Source organism: Bradyrhizobium sp. 1, from assembly GCF_023073315.1.
GTDB lineage: Bacteria > Pseudomonadota > Alphaproteobacteria > Rhizobiales > Xanthobacteraceae > Bradyrhizobium.
In genome coordinates this window covers 480,891-503,693 of the sequence record NZ_JADPJH010000033.1, presented here as the reverse complement: position 1 = coordinate 503,693, position 22,803 = coordinate 480,891, and the positions used below count along the sequence as shown (strand labels likewise).

General features: G+C 57.8%; 20 protein-coding genes. 11 read left to right on the top strand and 9 right to left on the bottom strand.

Annotation, left to right across the window (positions count from 1 at the left end; translation table 11 throughout):
• Nucleotides 1–3: 3 nt before the first annotated feature.
• The 7 genes from IVB29_RS27370 (at nt 4) to IVB29_RS27340 (ending at nt 6,302) form a co-directional block, all read left to right on the top strand.
• Nucleotides 4–660, top strand: a complete 657-nt coding sequence (locus IVB29_RS27370; protein ID WP_247506516.1) for a TetR/AcrR family transcriptional regulator — start codon at nt 4–6, stop codon at nt 658–660.
• A gap of 400 nt (nt 661–1,060) precedes the next feature.
• Nucleotides 1,061–1,513, top strand: coding sequence for a cupin domain-containing protein (locus tag IVB29_RS27365; RefSeq protein WP_247506515.1), 453 nt, complete (start codon nt 1,061–1,063; stop codon nt 1,511–1,513).
• Nucleotides 1,514–1,754: 241 nt separating this feature from the next.
• A complete protein-coding gene (locus tag IVB29_RS27360; protein WP_247506514.1) occupies nt 1,755–2,624 on the top strand; it encodes a branched-chain amino acid ABC transporter permease in 870 nt (289 codons plus the stop codon).
• 2 nt (nt 2,625–2,626) lie between these two features.
• Entirely contained in the window at nt 2,627–3,598 is a 972-nt protein-coding gene (locus tag IVB29_RS27355) for a branched-chain amino acid ABC transporter permease (protein ID WP_247506513.1), read from the top strand.
• Nucleotides 3,595–4,377, top strand: coding sequence for an ABC transporter ATP-binding protein (locus IVB29_RS27350; protein WP_247506512.1), 783 nt, complete (start codon nt 3,595–3,597; stop codon nt 4,375–4,377). The genes IVB29_RS27355 and IVB29_RS27350 overlap by 4 nt, the downstream gene beginning before the upstream one ends.
• A complete protein-coding gene (locus tag IVB29_RS27345; RefSeq protein WP_247506511.1) occupies nt 4,364–5,113 on the top strand; it encodes an ABC transporter ATP-binding protein in 750 nt (249 codons plus the stop codon). Before IVB29_RS27350 ends, IVB29_RS27345 begins: the two co-directional genes overlap by 14 nt.
• A 28-nt stretch (nt 5,114–5,141) precedes the next feature.
• On the top strand, nt 5,142–6,302 hold the full coding sequence (locus IVB29_RS27340; protein WP_247506510.1) for an acyl-CoA dehydrogenase family protein: 1,161 nt from the start codon (nt 5,142–5,144) through the stop codon (nt 6,300–6,302).
• A gap of 73 nt (nt 6,303–6,375) precedes the next feature.
• Here IVB29_RS27340 and IVB29_RS27335 read toward each other — a convergent pair whose 3' ends face one another.
• The 6 genes from IVB29_RS27335 to IVB29_RS38555 all read right to left on the bottom strand — a co-directional run bounded on the left by IVB29_RS27335 (nt 6,376) and on the right by IVB29_RS38555 (nt 12,611).
• Nucleotides 6,376–7,116 carry an ABC transporter ATP-binding protein gene (locus IVB29_RS27335; protein ID WP_247506509.1) on the bottom strand — a complete coding sequence of 247 codons (741 nt, stop codon included), beginning with the start codon at nt 7,114–7,116 and terminating at the stop codon, nt 6,376–6,378.
• 4 nt (nt 7,117–7,120) lie between these two features.
• Nucleotides 7,121–7,879: an ABC transporter ATP-binding protein gene (locus IVB29_RS27330; RefSeq protein ID WP_247506508.1), complete on the bottom strand. Its 759-nt coding sequence runs from the start codon at nt 7,877–7,879 to the stop codon at nt 7,121–7,123.
• Nucleotides 7,879–8,850, bottom strand: a complete 972-nt coding sequence (locus IVB29_RS27325; RefSeq protein WP_247506507.1) for a branched-chain amino acid ABC transporter permease — start codon at nt 8,848–8,850, stop codon at nt 7,879–7,881. Before IVB29_RS27325 ends, IVB29_RS27330 begins: the two co-directional genes overlap by 1 nt.
• A gap of 2 nt (nt 8,851–8,852) precedes the next feature.
• Nucleotides 8,853–9,734 carry a branched-chain amino acid ABC transporter permease gene (locus IVB29_RS27320; protein ID WP_247506506.1) on the bottom strand — a complete coding sequence of 294 codons (882 nt, stop codon included), beginning with the start codon at nt 9,732–9,734 and terminating at the stop codon, nt 8,853–8,855.
• Between the two features lie 28 nt (nt 9,735–9,762).
• Complete coding sequence (locus IVB29_RS27315) at nt 9,763–10,908, bottom strand: ABC transporter substrate-binding protein (protein ID WP_247506505.1); 1,146 nt, start codon at nt 10,906–10,908, stop codon at nt 9,763–9,765.
• A gap of 95 nt (nt 10,909–11,003) precedes the next feature.
• Complete coding sequence (locus tag IVB29_RS38555) at nt 11,004–12,611, bottom strand: GMC family oxidoreductase N-terminal domain-containing protein (RefSeq protein WP_247506504.1); 1,608 nt, start codon at nt 12,609–12,611, stop codon at nt 11,004–11,006.
• 148 nt (nt 12,612–12,759) lie between these two features.
• On the opposite strand from IVB29_RS38555, the gene IVB29_RS27305 reads away from it, so the two are divergent.
• Together IVB29_RS27305 and IVB29_RS27300 are read left to right on the top strand one after the other, a co-directional pair.
• Entirely contained in the window at nt 12,760–13,977 is a 1,218-nt protein-coding gene (locus tag IVB29_RS27305; protein ID WP_247506503.1) for a CoA transferase, read from the top strand.
• A gap of 11 nt (nt 13,978–13,988) precedes the next feature.
• A complete protein-coding gene (locus IVB29_RS27300; protein ID WP_247506502.1) occupies nt 13,989–15,644 on the top strand; it encodes a thiamine pyrophosphate-binding protein in 1,656 nt (551 codons plus the stop codon).
• 462 nt (nt 15,645–16,106) lie between these two features.
• On the opposite strand, the gene IVB29_RS27295 is transcribed toward IVB29_RS27300, so the two are convergent.
• Both IVB29_RS27295 and IVB29_RS27290 read right to left on the bottom strand, forming a co-directional pair.
• Nucleotides 16,107–17,258: a CaiB/BaiF CoA-transferase family protein gene (locus tag IVB29_RS27295; protein ID WP_247506501.1), complete on the bottom strand. Its 1,152-nt coding sequence runs from the start codon at nt 17,256–17,258 to the stop codon at nt 16,107–16,109.
• Between the two features lie 793 nt (nt 17,259–18,051).
• Entirely contained in the window at nt 18,052–19,158 is a 1,107-nt protein-coding gene (locus IVB29_RS27290) for an alkene reductase (protein WP_247506500.1), read from the bottom strand.
• A gap of 179 nt (nt 19,159–19,337) precedes the next feature.
• On the opposite strand from IVB29_RS27290, the gene IVB29_RS27285 reads away from it, so the two are divergent.
• Nucleotides 19,338–20,624 (top strand): MFS transporter, encoded by a 1,287-nt coding sequence (locus IVB29_RS27285; RefSeq protein ID WP_247506499.1) that lies wholly within the window; start codon nt 19,338–19,340, stop codon nt 20,622–20,624.
• A gap of 136 nt (nt 20,625–20,760) precedes the next feature.
• Here IVB29_RS27285 and IVB29_RS27280 read toward each other — a convergent pair whose 3' ends face one another.
• On the bottom strand, nt 20,761–22,191 hold the full coding sequence (locus IVB29_RS27280) for a helix-turn-helix transcriptional regulator (protein ID WP_256466913.1): 1,431 nt from the start codon (nt 22,189–22,191) through the stop codon (nt 20,761–20,763).
• A gap of 150 nt (nt 22,192–22,341) precedes the next feature.
• On the opposite strand from IVB29_RS27280, the gene IVB29_RS27275 reads away from it, so the two are divergent.
• A partial coding sequence (locus tag IVB29_RS27275; protein WP_276576868.1) for a carboxyl transferase domain-containing protein occupies nt 22,342–22,803 on the top strand: 462 nt, incomplete at its 3' end.

Here is a 22,803-nt window from a genome sequence, read left to right as displayed (position 1 = left end):
CGAATGCGTCGCGCTGGATTTAAGCGAGAGACTACGGAAAAGCTGATCCGTCGCGCTGCGGTTCAAATGATCGCTCAGCATGGTTTTCGCGCCGCGAGCTTACGCAAAGTCGCAGACGAGGTGGGCATTCAGGCAGGATCGCTCTACAACTATATCAAGAGCAAGGACGACTTCCTTTTTAATCTGCTCAGAGAGCATCTTGAGCTCATGCTCGGAGATCTTGAACGAGCGAGTTCGAAGACCTCCGGCGTGGTGGAACGGCTGAAGAAGCTGATCGAGCTTCACATCCGCTTTCATACCGAACAAAAAGAGGAAGTGATTATTGGCAATCTCGAGCTGCGAAGCTTGTCTGCCAAACATCGCAAGATCATCACGGATCTCCGCGACCGCTATTCTTCCATCTTGACCGATCTGATCAAAGAGGGGGTCAAGAAGAAGCTTTTCAAAGCGGAGGATCCGCGAGTCGCAACTTTTGCCATATTGTCGATGTTGTCCGGCGTCGCTAGCTGGTACAACGATGACGGGCGGCTTAGTCAGGCAAACATCGTTGACCTCCATATGCGAATGACTTTCCGGCTTCTCGGTGTTGACGAGGTGCCTCAAGATCGCCCGCACCCCGGCCCTCCAAGAGCTGCGCGAGCCAAGAGCGAAGCCGTCTAGCATACCGTCAAGATTGGGAGCTTTGTTGAGATCCCTCCCGACGGGTTTGGTGCGGCTTGTGATCACTGCCGTTTCAAGCGTTCCGTTATAGTCAGGCTGGCGCGGACGTTCGGAAGTCTTGTCAAAAAGCTCCCTTCGGGCCCCTGCCAATTCGCTTCAATCAAATTAAGATTGCCGGGTACCTAATGGCGGCCGCGTAGTCCCCTTGCCGTTATTCGGGAAGTCCCAGGTCGAAGCCTTTCATTGGTGGTGGAGACCGTATTCTAAAATACAGAATAATCTGAGAACCTTCGGCACCTCCGACGGCTATTCCGCGCAGAGGGCGCAACCAAGAATGCTTGACAGCCCGCGTGCGCGGTGTGTAAACGGTTGTTTGTTAGTTATTGCAGACGAGGCTGGGATGAGCGCTGTACCGGTTGTTACCCGCAAAAATGAGCTCAGTGAGCAGACGGGCCAGTCCGGCGGAGCCGTACGCGTGTCCGGTGTGAGCCGGCAACATACGCCCGCTACCAAGATCTGGTTCGGTAAAGTTAGCAATGAGCCTGGCTTCCGATCTTTGCCCCATCACCACGGCGAGGCTGAGACGGGTGGTTATGTCCTTCATGGTCGCGGTCGAATTTACTTCGGCGAGAACTATTCGGAATGGGTCGACATGGAGGAGGGCGATTTTGTCTTCGTGCCGCCTCACATGCCGCACGTGGAAGTCAATCTGAGCCACGATGACGATCTTGTGTGGCTGACGACCCGGACGCCAGAGAACATCGTCATCAATCTTCCGGACGTTCCGAATGAATCGCTCGCCGGCTTCTCGGAAATCGCGGCTGCGGCCGCTCGCCGTGGAAAGAAGAGCTAATCCAGATCGAGCGGCGCTTGTAGTCGGCGTGCACTACCGGAGCGCCAAGCTCGCTCCCGCGCAATCAATGCGTGACCGCCATGCTGGATCGCCGGTTCTGCAGGGGTGATTTCGCCGTCCAACCTCAGGGCGCAAGCCGCGCAATTGAAAGTACCCTGCCGCCGAGTTGGAGGCTTCGAGGAAGACGCAATTATACCGACGCAAACGTTCGACGATGCACAAGCTGTAGAGGACCCGGTGAATGGCTGTTCAGATTGTAGTAGCTGGCCTTACCACGGGATGTATCTACGCACTCGTGGCGCTTGGCTTTACCATTGTCTACAATTCGGCCGGCATAGTGAACTTCGCTCATGGCGAGTTCATTATGATGGGCGGCGTCATTTCCGCGGCGCTGATTTTGAAGTCCGGCTTCCCACCGATCCTCGCGCTACCCGCGTCGATGATGCTCGTGGGTTGCGTAGCGGTGCTGGTCGATAGTCTCATCCTCCAAAGAGCTCGACGCCGATCGCACATCACACTGGTTATGCTGACCATCGGCGCGGGAATTGTCCTCCGTGGAGCTGTCGAGTTCACGATAGGCAAAGATGTGTACTTTCCCGACGGCTTGGGGGGCATTTCTCCCGTGAACGTCTTCGGTGCGCACCTGGCGGGGCAGGGCGTCTGGATTGGGCTCGCTCTTATCACGGTGTCAGTCGGCCTCTGGTACCTATTGAATATAACTTGGCTGGGCAGGGCAATGCGTGCCACCGCTGAGAACCCTAGAGCCGCGACTTTGATGGGAATTTCGCCTCGCCTGATCTCAATGGTCGCGTTTTTGATGGCTGGCGCCCTCGGGGCTATGGCGGGCGCATTGATCGCGCCCCTAGCTTCAGCGAGTTACGACATCGGCTTGTTCTTTGGGATCAAAGGATTTGCCGCTGCCATTCTCGGGGGGCTAGGAAATCCGATCGGTGCCATCGTTGGAGGAGTACTGATCGGCACTATCGAATCTTTGTCAGCGGGCTACGTTGCGTCCGCGTACAAAGACGCCATTGCGCTCGCTCTCCTCATCATCATGTTGTTGCTCCGGCCGTCGGGCATCTTCGGCTCTCCCCAGCTAAAGAGAGTCTAAAGATGTTGCAGCGCTTGGACTCCTATCACTGCAATCTGATCGGTCTCGGAATTCTGATCGTACTAGAGATCGCTATTGGCTCGCTTGTCCAAAACTCGTACTACCTCACCGTCATCAACCTTTGCATGATCTTTGGCATCGCCTCGGTCGGATTGACAGTTTTGATGGGCTATGCCGGCCTCATCTCCCTCGGTCAGTCGGCCTTCTTTGGCATTGGCGCATATGTCTCGGCCAATCTGGCGACGAACCTGAACGTCGAACCTGTCCTCGCGCTGATGATCGGAGCGATGGCCGCAGGCGTGATTGGCTGGTTGATTGCGCGTCCTCTCCTACGTCTTTCAGATCTTTATTTTGCGATGGCATCGCTCGCCTTCGGGATCATTGCCTACATTCTTTTCGGGCAGATGCGCGGCATTACAGGCGGTCTCGATCCCGGGTTCTCGTCGGCGCCCTTTAGCGTGCTTGGCTGGCGTCTTGGTGACACCAGATCCATGTACTGGGTCTGTGCCACTTCGCTCGCTATCGTCGCCCTGTTCGTTCTCAACCTCGTCCACTCTCGCTTTGGCCGAGCGCTTAAAGCTCTTGGTAGTTCCGAAATTGCGGCCGATGGGCTCGGAATTTCGGTGGTCGCCTACAAGGCGATGGCGCTGGCTATTTCAGCTGGCATCACAGGCGTGGCAGGAGGGCTGTTTGCCTTCTTCCTGCGTTCATTCAATTCAAGCGCATTTGGGTTCAATCTTTCGATCGAACTTCTTGTCATGGTTATTGTGGGGTCTGTTCGATCAGTGTGGGGAGCCCTCCTTGGCGCGACCCTAGTGACCGTGCTTCCGAGCCTCCTCGATAGGTTCGAGGACTACAAACTATTTGCTTATGGGGTCGCCATGGTGATCATCGTGATGATCATGCCTGAGGGGCTGTTTCAAGCAATGATCGAAGCATCTCAGAAGCTCATTTCGCGGCGGAAGCCGACATGATTCTCTCAGTGGAAGCACTGACAAAGAATTTCGCGGGCCTGGTCGCGGTCAATGCGCTCTCCATCCAGGTCCGGCGGAATTCGATCACCGCGCTAATCGGCCCAAATGGAGCGGGCAAGACAACTGCGTTGAACCTGATCACCGGGGTTTTGCGGCCGACGGCTGGACGTGTTTTGCTCAAGGGAGCAGACATTACCGGTCGGAGTCCTCATTCGATTGCCTCAAATGGCATGACCCGGACTTATCAGAATTTGCAGATGTTCGAAGGCATGACGGTCCTTGAAACGGTGATGGTAGGAGCGCATCGGGTCGGTCGGAGCACTTGGCTTGCCGCTTTGTTGCGGGCGCCATCGGTGGTGGCTGAAGAGAAAGATCTTCGGAACAGAGCAATGGCGGCCCTCGACCGCGCTGGCGTGCCGGCATCGTATAGTGGTCGCGTGGCCGCGGAGCTTCCTTACGGATGGCAACGCCGTGTCGAAATTGCTCGCGCCATCGCTTCCGGCGTTGACATGCTTCTTTTGGATGAGCCGGCGGCAGGCCTAAATAATCAAGAGTCCGAAACGATGGCGCAGCTGATTTGCGAACTGCGCGAAGGAGGCACGACGGTTCTGCTCGTGGAGCATGACATGAATCTCGTCATGGGCATTTCGGACCAAGTGATCGTGATGAATTTCGGGCAGCTCCTATCGCAAGGGACGCCAGATCAGGTTCAGAACGATCCCGCAGTTGTTGAGGCCTATCTCGGAAAAGGCGCGGAGGCAGCCGATGCTGTTGCTTGAGGCCGTTCGCGTTTGCTACGGCGCCGTAGTCGGGCTTGAGGATGGTTCGCTCAGGTTGAACGATCGTGAACTCGTCTGCCTTATCGGTGCGAACGGGGCCGGCAAATCCACACTCCTGAATGCGATCTCCGGGGTCGTCCCAGTGGCGTCCGGACATATCCTGTTCGACGGCGAATCCATAGGCGGTCTCCGGCCAGAGAGAGTGGTACGCCGTCGGATCGTTCAGGTCCCAGAAGGTCGACAAATCTTTGTCCGGATGTCGGTCGAGGAGAACTTGCTTCTAGGGGCGTATGTCCGACGGAACGAAGAGCTCGGCCAAGATATCGACAGGGTCTACTCTCTTTTCCCGCGACTTCTGGAGCGGCGGACGCAATATGCCGGACTTTTGTCTGGCGGTGAGCAGCAGATGCTGGCAATCGGAAGAGCGCTGATGGCGCGGCCAAGGGTCTTGCTCTTAGATGAGCCGTCCATGGGGCTGGCGCCACTGATCGTCGAGGAAATCTTCGCGACGCTGCGCCAGCTGCGGGAGCAGGGTATCTCAATCCTGCTGGTCGAACAGAACGCGAGAGCGGCCCTACGGTTCTCGGACAGGGCCTATGTGCTGACCCACGGCCGAGTCGAACTAGAAGGGCCAGCCGCGGAAATAGCCAAGAACGAGCACGTACGCGAAGCCTTCCTGGGCAAAGCCGCAGCGTCCGGGCGTGCACTAGCTCCTGTCCTAAAATCTCGAAAATAGAACACCAAAGAACGCGAGCAAAGAAGCCATGATTGAGCGCATGCTGTCACTGTCGGACGAACTGGCGATGCTGGCCGAATCCGTCGAGAAGACCGTCGAACGTGTGTCACCGCTGCAGAAGGTGCAGAAGCTGGACGCCGAGAAGACCTTCGATCGCGAGCTCCACCAGGCGCTCGCCGAAATTGGTGTCCTTGGTGTCGGTGTTCCCGAAGAAATGGAAGGCAGCGGAGGAAGCGCCGAGGCTCAGGCCTTGGTCTTGGAGATCCTCGGCCGCATGGCGACGTCGTCGGCAGTCTATATGGTCGTCCACTTTCTGGTAACCGGCCTGCTTCGCGATTATGCGACCGACGCACAGCGTAAGCAGTACTTGGAGCCGTTGATGAAAGGAGAGAGCTTCGGGTCATTCTGTCTCACCGAGGCGGGTGGGGGAACAGACATTCTTACCGCGATGAAGACGAAGGCGCGGCGGGATGGCAACGACTGGATCCTGTCTGGATCGAAGATGTGGATCAGCGGGGCGACGTTCTGCAACTTCATGGTCGTTCTCGCGCGCACAGGTGAGAATCGTGCCAGAGGAATCACCATGTTTTTGCTCCCGCGAGAGACTCCGGGCATCGAAGCAAGCCGGCTGGCAACTTTCGCGATCAACGGCTATCCGACTTGCGAGGTTCATTTCGATAACGTGCGTGTGCCCGCGTCCGCTGTGCTTGGCCAGATCGACATGGGATTTATGCAGGTCCTGACGGCGCTCAACAACGAGCGTCTAAATGCTGCGGCGGCGGTAACCGGGATCGGTCGTGGTGCTCTGGAGACGGCAGTGACATACGCGAAGGAGAGGCAGGCATTTGGGCGGCCGATTGGTCAGTTTCAAGCCCTGCAACATCGTCTCTCCGCCGTTGGCATCGCCTTGGAGGCGGCGTGGTCCCTCACATTGGAAGCGGCCAGGCGACATGCCGCAGGCGGCTCCGCTGAGGTCTTGAGCAGCATGGCAAAGTACGCGGCTTCGAAGGCAGCCGTCTCAGCCGCAGACATTGGCATGGAGGCGATGGCGTCGGCCGGCTTCGATCAGGCGTCTCCGATGCAACGCTACTATCGCGACTGCCGGCTCCATGTGTTCGCTCCCTTGAACAACGACATGGTGTTGAACTTCGTCAGCGAGCGTTGGCTCGGCCTGCCGCGCTCCTATTAGGAGTAGTAGCGGCGGCATCGACGGTTTTTGATGTCGTAGCGGAGCTTCGGAAAACAAGAGATCGGGCGAAGCCTTAGACTTGGCTTCCCATGGGGTGCTCATTGTGAACTTGATGTCCCCCGAGAAAGGCCTCTTGGATGTCTGGGCTATTGAGGAGCTCGGCCGACAAGCCAGAATGAGTGACCCGGCCGTTGGTGAGAACATAGGCTCGGCGAGAAAGCTTCAGGGCGGCGCGAGCGTTCTGTTCCACGAGCAAAATCGCGATGCCTCGCTCATTGAGGAACGCCAGAATGCCAAAGATCATCTTGACGACGAGCGGAGCGAGGCCCATCGAGGGTTCATCCAACAGCAACAGTTTTGGGCGCGTCATCAATGCGCGGCCAATGGCCAGCATCTGTTGCTCACCGCCAGAAAGCAATCCCGCTTGTTGCTCGCGCCGCTCGGCCAGGCGGGGAAATAGGTCAAACACGCTCTGTAGGTCGTTCGGTGAATAGGTGCGTCGATGCACGTTACTTCCCATCTGCAGATTTTCGAGCACGCTCATTTGGGCAAAGACCTGGCGTCCCTCGGGTACCTGCACCACACCTAACTTGACGACCTGTTCAGCGTCCATGTGAGCCAGAGAGTGGCCGTCAAACCGCAGCTCGCCTCGGTCTGCATGCACGAGACCCGAAATCGCGTTGATCAGGGTGGATTTCCCTGCTCCATTCGCGCCAATCAGCGACACGATCTCGCCCGCCCCGACTTCGATCGCTACATCGCGGACGGCCGCGATCATTCCGTAGCTTACGTGGAGCCCCGTGACCTGCAACATGAGATCAATCCTCTGCGCCGAGATAGGCTTCGACTACTTGCGGATCGGACTGGACCTGCCGCGGCGTTCCGGCGGCAATGGCTCGGCCGAAGTTCATGACGACGACGTAGTCACTCAGTTTCATCACGAGATCCATGTCGTGCTCAACCAAAAGAACGGTCAAGCCTCCGGCGCGGAGCGTGGAGAGCAAAGCGGAGAGATCGCGTGTCTCGACCGGATTGAGCCCTGCGGCTGGCTCATCAAGCAGGAGCAGTCGAGGTTTCGCGGCCAAGGCGCGCGCCAACTCGACTCTTCGTTGGAGGCCGTAGGGAAGGGTCTCGGCATCTTGGCCGAAGAGCGTTGATGGAACACCCGCCTCTGCAAGCGCATCGCGTGCCGCTGTCTCGATTAAACGCTCCTCTCGGATGATGGAGGGAAGACCAAATAGCGTGCTCCAGATGTTCGACGTTCCGCAGCGGTGTGCGCCCGTCATTGCTACCTCGAGGACGCTCATGTCTTCGAACATTTGGAGGTTTTGGTACGTGCGGCTGATTCCGAGCCGAGCAATCGTATGACCGGGCGATCCGATGATACTTCTGCCGTCGAAGGTCACTGATCCGTTGCTCGGCTGGAGAAGTCCGCTGGCCATGCTCAGGACGGTGGTTTTGCCTGCGCCGTTCGGGCCGATGAGTGCAGTCACTTTTCCGGCCGGCACAGTGAAAGAAAGATTGTCAACCGCCAACAAGCCAGCGAACCGCTTTGTCAGATTGCTTACGGCCAACATCAGACGTCAGCCTTGCGCGGGGAGCGAATCACCAGTCGAAGTAGCCCGTCGAACAGGCCGTCAGGCATAAACATCATGATTGCAACGATTATGGCACCGTAGACGAACAGTTTGAAGTCTTCGAGGTTCTCCAGAAGTGTCGGAAGTAACGTGACGAAAGCTGCCCCAAATAGTGCGCCCCACACCGATCGAAGTGAACCGATCATCACGACGACGAGCAGCTCGATAGAGAGATTGAAATTAAATGCGGTGGCATTGAACGAGCGCATAAAGAAGGCATACAGCCCTCCGGAAAGGCCGGTCATTCCCGCTGCAATTGCAAACACAGTGGACTTGTAAGACGCAGTTGAAATTCCGACGCCTTCCGATGCGGGGGCTGAGCTCTTTAGGGCACGTAGGGCTCGTCCGAATTTTGAGTGAATGAGATTGAGCGCGACAAGGAGCGTGGCGATCGTGAAACAGCTGCAGACCCAGTACATCGAGTGAGTGTCCCCCAACCGAAAAGGTCCGATCGAGAACTCATGAGTGAGCATAAAGCCTGGATCGAGGCCCCCGGTGATGCGTCTCATTTGGCTGAATGTGAGGTACGCGATGAGGCCAAAAGCCAGAGATGCCATTGTGAGATAGACGCCGGACAGCCGGAGCAACGGACGGCCAATCGCCCACGCCGACAGTGACGCCGAGGCGACGGCACACATTAGCGATAAGAGCGGCGGCAGATGGTAGAATTCCGTCAGGCAGGCGGCCGTGTAGGCACCTATACCAAAGAAAGCTGCCTGGCCCAACGACGCCAAACCAGCGAAACCAAAAACGAGTGTTAGTCCGATGGCAGATATCGCGGAGATCAAGGCAAAGATCAGAGTGGTGAGATAGAATGAGTTGGAGACGATCAGACCAACGCCAACCAGCAGCAGTGCGGCGATACCCAGCCCCAGGAGGTTCTGGCGGTAGCTCCTTCGTAGTGACGACATGGTTATACCCGGGTTGCGCGACGGCCGAAGAGGCCGGATGGCATGAGGAGGAGAACGAGAATCAGCAATCCCAAAGCGATGGCGTCCTTCCAACCGGAAGACACATAGCCAGCAGCAAAGCTTTCAATCAAACCAAGCAATAGACCGCCGACGACTGCCCCCACCGGGCTCCCCAGGCCCCCTAGCACCGCAGCCGAGAAGCCTTTTACGCCGAAGTAGAGCCCACTCGCGTAGTTCGCGGAAGCCAATGGTGCGATAAGCGTTCCGGCGAGCGCTCCCATCGCGCCGGCGAGCGCGAAGGACAGGTTTGAGACCCATCGAGGCGAAACCCCCATCAACTGCGCGGCCCTCGGGTTTTCGCCGCTGGCGCGCATCGAATAGCCTAGCCAAGTTTTCGCGAACAACCACCAAAGAACGCCAGTCATCACCGCAACGGCGCAAATGACCCAGACACCCTGGGTAGACAAATTGATTCCGAGAATCGGAGGAAATTCGAACTCCGAAAATGGAGGCGGAAATTGAAAGTCTTTGCCCGTCAGGAAGAGCATCGCCCCCCTCAGGCCGATTGCCAATCCGATAGTAATCATCACAAGCGTCATGTGAACTTGGCGACGTGCCTTCTGAAGAAAATAGCGGTCCGTCGCTGCCGACACTGCGGCGACGACTATCACGGTCAATGGCACGGTAACGATGGGCTGCAACGCGAATCGCGTGTGAAGCGTCGCCGAGATCACGCCACCCATCATCACCAACTCACCCGCCGCAAAATTGACTAGGCCGGTAGCATTGAATACGATCGTGAAGCCCCACGCGACTAACGCATATACGCAACCGATCACGAGACCCGACACGGCAAGTTCGATAACAACGCTAAGGCTGTTCATGGCCCGCTCCTTAGTCGCGCCAGACCACCTAGCGGGCTGCCGTGAATTTGCCGCCCTTCACCAGAAGGAAGACGATCGGAGCGTTTTCAGTGCTCACGCCATGATCTGTCGGTGAGAATTTGAAATGGCCGTTCGCGCCAAATATGTCGGTCCGCTCGATCGCGTCGCGTAGAGACTGGCGGTTCACATCGCCATCGATTCGTTTCACTGAGTCCTCGATGATGCTCATTGCATCGAGCGCGTGCTGAGCCGACGGGGTCGGAGCTTCCTTGTATCGAGCAAGGAATTCCTGATACTCTTCCATAACAGCCTTCTTGGATGGATGGCTGTCGGACAGCGCTTCCGGAAGCAACAGAGCGGCGGACATCACAAATGTGTTCTCGGCGTTTGGTCCGGCCTGATTGAGGAAATCGGGTGCCGCCATGGCGAAACTATTGTAGATCGGCTTCGCAAATCCAGCTGCTTTAGCGTTTCGCAGAATGATGGCCGGCGCCGGGAATGTACTCCAAATCAGCATGACATCGGCGCTGCTTTGGCGGGCTCTGAGGACTTGCGCAGTCATGTCCGTGTCTTGTCGATCGAATTGCTCGAGGATGATCGAGATGCCGTATTTCGGAGCGAGTTCTTGCAGAACCGCGGTCCCGGATTGGCCGTATCCATCGGTCGAACTCAGCAGCGCCACTTTGGTATATCCAAGCCGCTTGAATTCCTGGAGAGCGACCGGCACTGCAATTCTGTCATACTGGGCCGTTTGGAAGACATAAGGCCTGGCGGGATCCACGACAGTTTGCGCCGCCGAATGAGATATGAGCGGCACCTTGGCTTCGTTTGCGATTGGCGCAGCGAGTAACGCCTCTCCAGAGGTCGAAGGACCCAAGATTATGTCTACCTTGTCCGATTCGATTGCCTTTCTAGTGAACTGCACGGCTTTATTTCCATTGCCCTCCGTGTCGTAGAAGAAGACTTGGAGTTTTCGTCCCTTGAGTCCGCCTTTTGCGTTGAGTGCGTCGGTACGCAGTTGCAGGGCTTTCTGCTGTGCAACGCCGTAGGGAGCTACCGGACCGGTCAGTGCATAGACGGCCCCGATCTTGAGGGGTTCCTGAGCGCCCGCTGTGTGGGAGATCAACACGGTGCTGAGAACGGCGGCGGTGACGAAAAAATGCTTAAGATGCAAAGTTCTCTCCTTTAAAAGCCCGGAAGACTCTGTTTGAGCTCCGTTTCTTCCACCCTATCAGTCAGGTAAAACGGCCGACCGTTAGATAATTAGTATCACTTTTGTGCTTCGACGGACAAGGACCCTGCAATCAGTTCGGCCGCCCGCTCAGCTATTGCCACCGTCGGAGCATGCGTATTGCTGGATGTGATACTTGGCATGACTGAAGCGTCCGCCACGCGAAGGCCACCGACATTGTGAACCCGCAGCTCGGGTGACACGACTGCAGCTTTGTCAGACCCCATTCGGCAAGTGCCGACCGGGTGGAAGACGGTTGATCCGGTGTTTCTGGCATAGTCCAGCAGTTCGTCGTCCGTCTCGATGTCATCGCCAGGTAGACGCTCCGAGTTCGCAAAGTGAGCGAGTGCTGGAGCGCGCAGAATGCGGCGGCACGCCCGTAAGCCGGCGACGATTGCCGCTTGATCGTCGACTGAATTGAGATAGCCCATGCTTATTGCAGGCCTCGCCTGCGGATCGGCGGACTGCAATCTGACTGACCCACGGCTCGCCGGTCGCATCTGCCAAACGCCGCAGGTTATGCCTGGCACCGTGTCGAGCTGCCCTGGTTTGAGCGGCGAGTAGCTGGCTGGCGAGAATGCAAGCTGCAGATCCGGCTCCGCAAGCTCGGGCTTGCTACGGAGAAATCCAGTCCCGTTCGCGGGCGAAAAGGTGAGGATACCACGACCTCGGATGAGATACTCAATACCGGCGCGAAGCAGTCGGAAGCCTCGGGTCTCTTCATTGAGTGAGGTGCCCCGGTGAACCGCACCAACAACGCGTGCGATATAGTGATCGTGAAGATTGCTGCCGACACCAGGTATATCGCAGCGGACCGGGATTCCCATGCGCTGAAGATGTTCAGCCGGTCCGAGGCCGGACAACATCAGCAGTTGGGGCGTATTTAGCGCGCCTGCGGCCAATATAACCTCGCGGGCGGCGCGCACGGAGTGGATTTCGCCGTTCTTCCGGTAGCTAACCCCTGTTACGCGAGTTCCTTCCATGTTGAGATGGAGCGCGTGCGCGTTGGTTATGATCCGCAGATTGGGCCGTGATTTCGCGGGATGCAAATATGCGCGGTAGGCGCTCATGCGGCGCCGCCCTCGGCGGGTCTGCTGAACGAGGCTTACGCCTTCCTGCGGCTGAGCATTCAGATCTTTGACGAAGGGAAGTTGGAGTTCGCTCCCGGCCTTTAGGAAGGCCTCCGTAAGGGGATGATGCCCGGTGAAATCCGAGACAATGATTGGTCCATTCGTCCCCCTGAGCCCGGACTCATCGCGTACATAGGTTTCCTGTCGGCGCAGATATTGCCGCATGGTCGCATAGCCCCACCCGCTGCAGCCGACTTGCTCCCATGCGTCGTAGTCACCAGGCAAGCCCCACGCCTGCCACATGCCGTTGATGGAGCTGCTTCCCCCAAGCAGCTTTCCACGTGGCATCCGAATGCGGCGAAGAGCCGCGCCAGGCTCAGGGACGGTCTCGTAATCCCATCCGAGGCGGGAGCTGCCAAGTAGATGAATGAACCCCGCCGGAATGTGCACCAGCGGATTGTTATCTGACCCTCCGGCCTCGAGAAGGAGAACGCGGACACTCCGGTTCTCAGTCAATCTGGCAGCGAGCACGCTGCCGGCGGCGCCAGCGCCGACGATCACGACGTCGTAGTCCACCTTGTGGTTCCTCCTCTAAAACAAGTTAAGACTAACAAATGACCGTTTTCAAGCTGAGCATCATTACATAATTGCCTTGACTCAGCAGTGGCCCGTGATACGAAAACAGACAACTGTTAGTTTCAAGACAGAAGGCGCGAGGAGACCCATGGGTAATGATTTGGCGCTGGCTGGCGTCCGCGTGCTCGATCTAACTCAATTCGAGGCGGGCACCTCCGTGACGCAATCGCTGGCGTGGATGGGCGCCGAGGTCATCAAGATCGAGAATCCGAAAGGCGGCGAGCAGGGACGATACGCGTCCACGAACGTCAAGGGGCTTGATTCCCACTATTTCCTCTTCCTCAATGCCAACAAGAAGAGCGTAACGCTGAACTTGAAGGACCAGGCTGGAAAGGAGATTTTGCGGGAACTGATACGCCGCTGCGATGTCATGATCGAGAACTTCACGCCGGGTCTCATCGAAAGCATGGGCTTTGGCTGGCCGGAGGTGCAGCGCATCAACGAGCGCATCGTGTTTGCCCAAATCAAGGGCTTTGGGAAAGGCAGCCCGTACGAGAAGTACCGAAGTTTCGACATGATTGCTCAGGCGACCGGAGGCGTCATGAGCATTACCGGCGATCGCGACGGGCGCCCCATCAAGCCGGGGCCGACTCTAGGCGACACGGGAACGGGTTTACACGCCACGATCGGCATTTTGGCCGCACTAATGCAGCGTCATCGTACGGGCCGCGGTCAACACGTGGCTGTAGCCATGCAGGACGCGATGGTGAACTTCTGTCGCATCGCGTACGCCGCGCAGGAGCGCGACGGCTTTGCCTGCAACAGGGCGGGAAATCAGGTCGTTTTGGGAACGACGGCGCCAAGCGAGGCATTTCGGTGCGCCGGTGATGGTCCGAACGACTATTGCTACGTCTACAGCAGCCGCGCGAACAATCATCAGTGGGAAGCTTTGCTTCGTGTCGTCGGCCGTGAAGATCTCGTCGGGGACGAGCGATTTTCATCTCCGCAGTTCCGGGCGGATCATGCGGCTGCCGTAAACGAGATCGTCGCGCCTTGGATGCGGAAGCACGACAAGCACGAAGCGATGCGGCTGCTTGCCGAAGCGGGCGTGCCCGCGGGCGCAGTGCTCGACACAATGGAAATCTCCGACGATCCCAGCATGCACGAGCGCGGGATTTTTGTGAATGTCGAGCATCCGAGCCGCGGGCAATATCAGATGCCGGGATGGCCCGTGCACATGTCGGAGTCGCCGGTTCAGGTTGAAGCTGCGCCAATTCTGAGCGCGCATACGCGGGAAATCCTCGGCGGTCTCCTGGGATTCGATGAGCCGAAGATCGATGCCTTGCAAAAGGCCGGAACAATCTAGGGAGTGTTCAAATGACAGATTCGACGGCGACCGGCGGGACGATCCTTGCGAAAGCCCTGCAGCGCTCCGGCATCGATACGTTCTTCTTCATCATGGGGGCGCCAATGCTTCAGGCGGAGGCGGAAGCTATCCGTCTGGGGCTGAGGGGAATCGACGTTCGGCACGAACAGGCCGGCGTCATGGCTGCCCATGCCTACGCGCGGCTTCGTGGTAAGCCTGCAGCTTGCATGGCTGCATCCGGTCCTGGGACAACGAATATGGTGACGGGCGTCGCGCACGCGTGGGCCGACTGCGTGCCGGTTCTCGTTCTTGGCGGCTCGAGCCCAACCGATCAATCGGGCAAAGGTGTATTCCAAGAACTCGATCAGGTGACCATGATGGAACCCTGCACCAAATGGGCCGAGCGGGTTCATCAGGCTGCAAGGATTCCCGAGCTTGTCGATCGCGCTCTGCGGATTTGTGTTTCGGGAAAGCCAGGACCCGTCTATCTGGACTTTCCGGCGGATGTGCTGACGGCGCCGGTCGATGAAAGCAAGATCGTGTGGCCCAGTCCGTTCAATGCGTTCGAGCGGCCTCGTCCAGCTGTGTCGAGCCACGATCTGTCGAGAATTTCCTCCGCGATTGCGTCGGCCAAGCGTCCAATCATCATTTTCGGGGGCGGTGCGCTTTGGGCAGACGCAGGCGACGTCTTGACGAAGTTCATTGACAAGACGGAGATCCCCTTTTTCACGACGCCGCAAGCACGCGGACTGGTTCCCGACGACCACCCACTCTGCTTTCTGTCTGCACGCGCCACCGCGTTTCGCGAAGCCGACCTGGTGTTGGTCCTCGGCACTCGCATGAACTATATGTCAGGCCATGTGTCGCCGCCGCGTTTCAGGCCGGATGTTCGCGTCGTGCGAATTGACGTCGATGCCCAGGAGATCGCTGATAGCCCAAATCTGGAGGTCGGTGCCTGTGCGGATCTCAAGGTTGCTCTAGAACAACTGCTCGGCGTCATCAAAGACCGGCCCAATGCCGCGGCCATCAAGGAGTGGAACGATCATCTGCGGTCGGTCAACGAAACGAAGAGCGCGGCACAAGAAAAGGCGCTGTCGAATCCAGATACACCCATACATCCCCTCAGACTGTGCCGGGAAGTGCGTGATTTTCTAGACAGGGACGCCGTCCTTGTTGTCGATGGACAAGAGATCCTCAATTTTGGCCGGCAGGCGATCCCTTCGTATCGACCTGGGCATCGTCTGAACTCCGGCACTTTCGGCACGATGGGCGTAGGAATGCCGTTTGGGGTGGGTGCCAAAGTGGCTCGTCCCGAGGCTCAAGTTGTCGTGCTTCACGGCGATGGATCGTTCGGACTCAACGCAATGGAGTTCGACACGGCAGTACGACACAAGCTCCCCCTGATCGTGGTGGTCAGTTTGAACGGTGGCTGGACCGGTGACCCTGAACGAGAGAGGCCCGGACGGGAGTTGGGTTATACCAGGTTCGATCGTATGGCCGAGGCGCTAGGTGGACACGGAGAGTGGGTTGAGTCTCCCGAGGAGATCAGGCCGGCGCTCGAACGCGCAAAGGCGGCGGTCGCTGCGGGCAAGCCAGCTCTAGTCAACGTCGTCACCGATTGGCGAGCCCGTGCGACGACCGTCGCGTTTACGCGATACGTCACCTGACGGGTCTTCTGGAGAGAAGCCGCATCCGCCGGCGTGTTTCGCGATTTTGTGTTTCTCTGCGTCCTGGCGCGAAACCAGTGGGACGGCAAATGAGATTTGGCCGAAAAGACATTGCGTCCGGCTCGCTGGGTACCTGAATGGGCCGCGATGAAAAGCGCCGCCCTCCTGCAGCATGGGGAAGTCAATGTCGCCGGTGGTGCCGGATCAATTCCGCCCAGGAAAAGAAGCTGCACCATAGACGGCGGCCTTCAGTGGAACAATGTTTGACGCTGCCATTAGCGAATGTCAGAGGGCTTGGCCGCCGTATGCCCGGCCATGATTGGGATCACCATGGATAGCGCGACAGCGCGACGACCCAACGATCTCAAGGCGAACGATTTCTACCATTTCAACGCCGTTCCAGTAGCGTTGCTCCTGACCGGGACACATGTGAAAGCATCGTTGTAGCCGCACGCTCTTGAGCTATCGGGTCGTCAACCCTATGACGCGACTTGCCATAAGCCTATCCACCGCAGCGTCAGAGAGACCCCAGGGCGCCAAAGCCGCGGCCACGTCGGAGTCGACCGGGGTCGGTCGAGTTGGCAGGCCCAGGGCGGTAACGCTGAACCTTGGGGCGGGAGCAGGTTGCACGATTCCCTCAACGTCAACGAACGTCTTACGATGAAGATTGTGTGGGTGGCGATGGACCTCCGCCATTGACAGAACTGGCGAAACACAAGCGTCGCTGCCGTCGAAAATCGTCGACCACTCCTCTCGGCTCTTCGATCGCACGACTTTCTCGATCGCAGCACGCAACGCCGGCCACGTGTCAGGATCCTCGCCGTCAGGAACCGATCCGTAGAGCCCTAGTTTTTCAAGTAACTCCCGTCGAAATTTCATCTCGATCGCTGCCACCGCTATGTAACCACCATCTGCACATTGGTAGACGTCATAGTAGGGCGCGCCGGAATCGAGGATGTTCTTCCCTCTAGGGAAGTTGAATAGGTTGGCAGCTCTCAATCCGTAGAAGAGCGTCATCAAAGATGCCGCACCGTCGACCATCGCAGCGTCCACAACTTGGCCTTGGCCAGTCGATCTTGCGAAAGTCAGTGCCGCAAGCAGTCCGAGAGTTAAGTAGAGCGCGCCTCCGCCAAAGTCGCCGACCAGATTTAGCGGTGGGGTCGGAGGCGCCCCAGTGCGACCGATGCTGTCTAACGCGCCCGAAAGTGCGATGTAGTTGAGATCGTGGCCGGCGGTATGGGCCAACGGCCCGGTTTGTCCCCATCCCGTCATGCGGCCGTATATGAGCTTTGAATTTCGCTTCAGACAGATCTCAGGACCAAGCCCAAGCCGTTCCATCACACCGGGCCGAAATCCTTCGATAAGCATATCGGCGCTGGCGACGAGATCGAGAGCGAACTTAATGCCAGCATCCGATTTGAGATCCACGGAGATAGCTGGTCTGCTCCGCAGCAAAAGCTCCTTTTCCACGGGGATAGCCAGGCCGAGATCCGAGGCTGTCGGACGATCGAGGCGCAGCACGGTCGCTCCGAGCTCCGCGAGCAGCATTGACGCCATCGGCGCGGGCCCGATAGCAGCGATCTCAAGGATCTTGACGCCAGATAGTGGTCCCATAAGACGATCCTTCTAAGGCTCCCAAACATTCTCCCGCGAGTAAAGCGTCAAGCAAATCGCGGACAGATAAGTGATTGCTAACAGACGACTGTCTGGCAATCAAACTGCGTTGACCCGCGTGACCAAAGAAAAAGCCGCCGTCTTGCGACGGCGGCGCCAAGTTCAAAGAGGGAGGAAACGCCGGCCTCGGTCGTCCAATAGGAAGCGAGCCCGACGCTTAACTAACGTATGAAAGTTAAAGCGGGCCCTGTCAACATGAGATCCACAATTGGACCGTCCCGGACCATCACATATTTATTGCTTCGAGTGCCTGGCTGCGCAGGTCTGGACGTTAATCGCAAGCGCTCTGTCACCTCAAGTCTCTGAAGTTTGAACGTCCTGCTGAGGAGGCAGGTGCCTGTACAGGCAGGGCGAGATTCGAGCATGGGCACGCCGGAGAACGTGAAGCGGAAGAGCGACGGTTGATCGGGGAGGGGCGCGCGAATTCGTGAAGGGGATGTTTCCTGCCGCCAATCAGCTGGACTCCCGTTTAGGGGCTGATCCCGATTGAGCTTCGTGAGAAGTTTGGCAGACGGGCTAATTCGGCGCTCGTGGGCCGGAGATATGGCCGAAGAGGTCACCTCGGGAACGCTACAGATGCATGGCGGTGCCGGAGACACGAAACTACATGCTGTTGAGCGCCATTTGGCGCGATGCGCGACTCACGAAATTGTTCGAAGCCGGCAGCGGATCATTTCAGATAATCTGCTCGAACGTTCTGAACCGACAAACGAATGATCCAGCAAGCGCTTGATCAACGGGCTTGATCTGTGGCCATGGGTGGATAATCGACGTACCCCCTGGGGCCGCTCGTATAGAATGTGCTTCTGTCCGGCTCGACTAGAGGCGCGCCAAGTCGTAGTCGCCTCGGAAGGTCGGGGTTCGAAATGAACAAGCGTCCAAAGGCCACCAGATCTGCAGCTCCAGACGAGACGGCCTCAATCGCTCGGTCACGATCGTAGCCGCCCGCGACGATCAGCGGGCCAGCAAATCGCTGGCGCGCGAAACCCGCGACGTCGACGCCAACCCCGGCAGCTGAGCTGTCACCGGAAACTTCCGGGTTGATGACGTGAAGATAGCCGATTTTGATCTCTGACAGGCCTCGGATCGCCACGTCGAAAAGCTTGGACGGATCTGGATCGGAGGCGCCGTTGAATATGCCGAAGGGCGACAAGCGGACACCCGTCCTGGAACGCCCGATGGCCCTGCTGACGGCTTCTGTTACAAGATGTAGAAATCGGACCCGGTTCTCAATGGAGCCGCCGTATTGATCGGAGCGATGATTTGAGCTCGACTGCAAGAACTGGTCTACCAGATAGCCGTTAGCCCCGTGGATTTCGACGCCGTCGAACCCCGCAGCCATCGCCTTGTTCGCGGCGGAAACGTAGTCTTCGACGATCCTTGGAATGTCGCTAGTCGAGAGCTCCCGCGGAATGGGAAATGGCTGTAGGCCGCCCTTCGTGTATACGTTGCCAGGCGCTGCCAGAGCGGATGGTGCCACCGACCGCTCGGCGCCTGGTCGATTTGCCGGATGGCCAGCTCGCCCGACGTGCCACAGTTGAAGAAAAATTGTTCCGCCGGTGGAGTGGACCCGATCCGTAACCACTCGCCAGGCAGAGATTTGCTCGTTGGTATAGATTCCAGGCGTGCTCGGGTAGCCTTGGCCCTCCGAGCTGATTTGCGTTGCCTCCGCGATAAGAAGGCCCGCGCTCGCCCGCTGAGCGTAATACTCCGCATGCAGGTCAACTGGAAGACCTTCGCCGACTGCTCGCGAACGGGTAAGCGGCGCGAGCACAATTCGATTCGCTAGTTCACGATCTCCTAGCCGAAACGGAGAGAACAGCGGATCACCCGATTTCATAACAAACTCCGACGTTGACCGGTCCGCGGCATGCGCCACCTCGAACCAAGGGCAATTTAACAAACAACCGTTATTTTACGAAGTCAAGACCGTCCGTGCACCGTCGCCGCTCTTGCAATAAGAAACGGTCGTTTGTAAGATTCAGACAATCAGATAAATAATGGCCAAGGGACGGAATAATGATCAGGGAAGATCAGATTATTAGGAAGGCGACGATCAGGCTGTTGCCTATCCTGATGGCGAGCTTCGTCGTCGCATATCTCGACCGAGTAAATATCGGTTATGCGGCACCCAATATGAGCCACGATCTCGGGTTGAGCACCTCGAGTTATGGTTTGGCTGCCGGTTTGTTCTTCCTGACTTATTTTCTTTTCGAAGTCCCTTCGAATGCTGCACTGAAGAGGTTCGGCGCTGGGAAGTGGTTCGCACGGATCATGGTGACGTGGGGGCTCGCCTCGATGGCGACTGCCTTCGTTTGGAACGAAACCTCGCTCTATGCAATTCGGCTCCTTCTGGGAGCAGCTGAGGCTGGGTTGGTTCCAGGGGTATTGTTCTATCTATCCGGCTGGTTTCCAGAAAGCGTGCGAGGTCGCGTCCTCAGCTACTTCTTGGTGTCTGGATCAATCGCCGGAACTGTTGGCGGACTCGTGTCTGGCTATCTGCTCGATCTAAATGGTGTGTTCGGCTTAGCCGGCTGGCAGTGGCTATTCCTGATTGAAGGGTTCCCGGCACTCGTGCTTGCGGTCGTAATGTATCTCTATTTGCCGGACAGCCCGTCGGAGGCTCGGTGGCTGACCGCAGACGAGAAGCGAGTGTTGCTCGGGTCGATCGACGCAACACGAGAGCCGTCGAATGACATTCCAAGCACGGTAGCGGCGCTACGAACTCCGCGGGTGTGGGCGTTTGGTCTCATCTACTTTGGAGCGCTCGGCATCAATTACACAGTTGGGTTCTTCGTTCCGACGATCATTAAAGGAATGGGGATGACAAATGTGCAAACCGGAGTTCTTTCGGCCCTGCCGTATCTCTTCGGGATGGTGGCGCAGCTTGGCTGGGCGCGTCTGTCAGATTTCGCTGGAGAGCGAGTGTGGTTCGCCGTTGCACCGTTGACGCTGTCCGCCACATCATTGCTGGCGTCAGTTCTTGTTCAGGATCCTGCCCTCAACATCGCAGCGTTCACTTTGGCTGGCCTGGGGGTCTTTGCATTCGTTCCAGTTTTCTGGACGCTGCCGTCACGACTTCTCAGTGGCGCCGGGGCCGCGGGAGGCATTGCTGCCGTGAACGCATTTGGAAACCTATCAGGCTTTCTGACGCCAACCATCATGGGGCACACGAAGGACTGGACGGGAGCTTACACCTTCGGCTTGATCGTGATCTCAGCGTTGGCCTTTGCTGGAACTGGCTTGATAGCAAGTCTTCGAGAACGAAAGCATATTGGAAGCGTCGCTCAAGCTGATCTGCGTTGACGCAGAGACGGTGATCGCCAGCTGGTGGTGGTTTGACGGGGAACCAAGGAAGAGGCGTCTGCGGAGGCCTGCTCGCGCGTTTAGTCAAGTATAAGAGGTGGCCTCAGTGGTAGATTGATCAGGTTGATGAACTTTGTCAGTCTCGACGCAGGTCAATCTTGTACGGAACTACGCCGCGCTCTGCCGTGCCGACGTCGAGTGCGTGGCCAATGGGTGGCAACGCGCGATGGCGGCAGTCGACGCGCTCGCATGCGCGGCATCCTGGCCCTATTTGATCAACGGCTTGTTTGTCGTCTAGGTTTATACCCTTCGCGTAGACGGTTTGAGCCGCATAAGTGATCTCGCATCCAAGTCCGACCGCCACGGCCCGCGGCCGATCGAGATAGGAATTGCTGGAGAGGCTGACAGTCCGCGCGATGCAAAGATAGGTGGTTCCGTCCGGCGTGGATGCAAGTTGAACGAGTGTTCGGCCTGGCTGCGAAAACGATTGATGGACATTCCATAGTGGACAGGGGCCGCCGAAGCGAGCAAATTGAAAGCGCGTGGCGCTACTACGTTTCAAGACGTTTCCGGCGATATCGATCTTCAAAAAGTAGAATGGAATGCCGGGAGATTGACGTCGCTGCAGGGTGCTTAGTCGATGGCAAACTTGCTCGAAGCTCGCCTTGAATCGCAGCTGAAGGCGTTCAATGTCGTATTGGGTATCTCGAGCAGCTTGCAGAAACGTCTCATACGGCATCACCAGGGCTCCGGCGAAATAGTTTGCCAAAGCGACGCGCGCGAGGGCGCAGGCCTCCGGGTTGCTCAATTTGGCGCGTCGGACAAGGCGCTCGATTGTTTCTCCTTGCTCAATCAAGCCGATCACATGGGCAATCCAAAAGATGCGGCTTTCCAGCGGTGCACCCTCGGATAAGTGTAAAGTCTTCGCATTACGATCAAGCCGCCAAATCATGCCGGCATCGAGGGGCTGTTGCGAGTGAATAACTCTAATGCCCCGAACATCGCGGAGATATCGTAGGAAGTCTTCACCGTGACTTCCCGAGCGAAACTGTTGATCTGATGCAAGGAGCTCGGCCGCTCGATCTAGCGGTGCAAAATGATTGCGATTAGCCTGCACCCAATCGCGGACCTCATCGTAAGGAAACCGGCTCGCACTGCCGGCATCATCCTGCGCGATGGTCGTTTGCAAGGTTCGATGTTCTTCCTCTAGTGCCAGATAGGCTCTGTAGAGATGAAGAAATCGGTTGGCAATGCTGGGCGCGGAGCGAACCGCAGCGCTGGCTTCCTCACCTGTCACTCCGCCTCCAAAGAGAGGATCGCTGGCCGTTTCGCGGAGCTCGCTCGCAACCCGCATGTCGTCGTTGTTGCCGAAATAGGAGATATCTAGCGCGAAATGTCGGCTGAGCCGAAGCAGAACGTCGCCCGTGAGAGGGCGCACATCGGCTTCAATTTGACATAGGTAGCCCGGCGAAATCCCGACGGCTTTGGCCAGTTTCACCTGGCTTAAACCGCGCGCCTCGCGGAGTCTGCGAACTCGATCGCCGGCAAAAATGTTACCGCGAGGCATTTGCAGAATTAGCAGAAGTCGGGGAATCATACGCGAAAATGAGCAATTTGGACCCTGCAGTTTTGAATGACAGTTAGCTAAGTTTACCCTGAGGCCGGGAGTTTGCAAAGGTCGCTTCCAGCACCAGGTGTCGCAAGGGGCAAGATCATATTGGGTGTACTCGTCCAACTTGAAGACCGTCGCGCCGGCGCAAAGCTCGGCGGCGGCGAGAAGCGCATCGAGGCGCAGCACGCCCGCGGCAAGCTGACCGCCCGCGAGCGCATCGAGCTCTTGCTCGACAAGGGATCGTTCGAGGAATTCGACATGTTCGTCGAGCACCGCTCCACCGAGTTCGGCATGGAGAAGAACAAGGTGCCCGGCGACGGCGTCGTCACCGGCTGGGGCACCATCAACGGCCGCAAGACCTTTGTCTTTGCCAAGGACTTCACGGTGTTCGGCGGTTCGCTCTCGGAAACGCACGCGCTGAAAATTACAAAACTCCAGGACATGGCGATGAAGGCGCGGGCGCCCATCATCGGCCTCTATGACGCGGGCGGCGCGCGCATCCAGGAGGGCGTGGCGGCGCTCGCGGGCTATTCCTACGTGTTCCGCCGCAACGTGCTCGCCTCCGGT

Bases quoted from the DNA above. Each gene is read 5' to 3' on its own strand.
- IVB29_RS27370 (WP_247506516.1), top strand. From the start codon at position 4: ATGCGTCGCGCTGGATTTAAGCGAGAGACTACGGAAAAGCTGATCCGT.
- IVB29_RS27365 (WP_247506515.1), top strand. From the start codon at position 1,061: ATGAGCGCTGTACCGGTTGTTACCCGCAAAAATGAGCTCAGTGAGCAG.
- IVB29_RS27360 (WP_247506514.1), top strand. From the start codon at position 1,755: ATGGCTGTTCAGATTGTAGTAGCTGGCCTTACCACGGGATGTATCTAC.
- IVB29_RS27355 (WP_247506513.1), top strand. From the start codon at position 2,627: ATGTTGCAGCGCTTGGACTCCTATCACTGCAATCTGATCGGTCTCGGA.
- IVB29_RS27350 (WP_247506512.1), top strand. From the start codon at position 3,595: ATGATTCTCTCAGTGGAAGCACTGACAAAGAATTTCGCGGGCCTGGTC.
- IVB29_RS27345 (WP_247506511.1), top strand. From the start codon at position 4,364: ATGCTGTTGCTTGAGGCCGTTCGCGTTTGCTACGGCGCCGTAGTCGGG.
- IVB29_RS27340 (WP_247506510.1), top strand. From the start codon at position 5,142: ATGATTGAGCGCATGCTGTCACTGTCGGACGAACTGGCGATGCTGGCC.
- IVB29_RS27335 (WP_247506509.1), bottom strand. From the start codon at position 7,116: ATGTTGCAGGTCACGGGGCTCCACGTAAGCTACGGAATGATCGCGGCC.
- IVB29_RS27330 (WP_247506508.1), bottom strand. From the start codon at position 7,879: ATGTTGGCCGTAAGCAATCTGACAAAGCGGTTCGCTGGCTTGTTGGCG.
- IVB29_RS27325 (WP_247506507.1), bottom strand. From the start codon at position 8,850: ATGTCGTCACTACGAAGGAGCTACCGCCAGAACCTCCTGGGGCTGGGT.
- IVB29_RS27320 (WP_247506506.1), bottom strand. From the start codon at position 9,734: ATGAACAGCCTTAGCGTTGTTATCGAACTTGCCGTGTCGGGTCTCGTG.
- IVB29_RS27305 (WP_247506503.1), top strand. From the start codon at position 12,760: ATGGGTAATGATTTGGCGCTGGCTGGCGTCCGCGTGCTCGATCTAACT.
- IVB29_RS27300 (WP_247506502.1), top strand. From the start codon at position 13,989: ATGACAGATTCGACGGCGACCGGCGGGACGATCCTTGCGAAAGCCCTG.
- IVB29_RS27295 (WP_247506501.1), bottom strand. From the start codon at position 17,258: ATGGGACCACTATCTGGCGTCAAGATCCTTGAGATCGCTGCTATCGGG.
- IVB29_RS27290 (WP_247506500.1), bottom strand. From the start codon at position 19,158: ATGAAATCGGGTGATCCGCTGTTCTCTCCGTTTCGGCTAGGAGATCGT.
- IVB29_RS27285 (WP_247506499.1), top strand. From the start codon at position 19,338: ATGATCAGGGAAGATCAGATTATTAGGAAGGCGACGATCAGGCTGTTG.
- IVB29_RS27280 (WP_256466913.1), bottom strand. From the start codon at position 22,191: ATGCCTCGCGGTAACATTTTTGCCGGCGATCGAGTTCGCAGACTCCGC.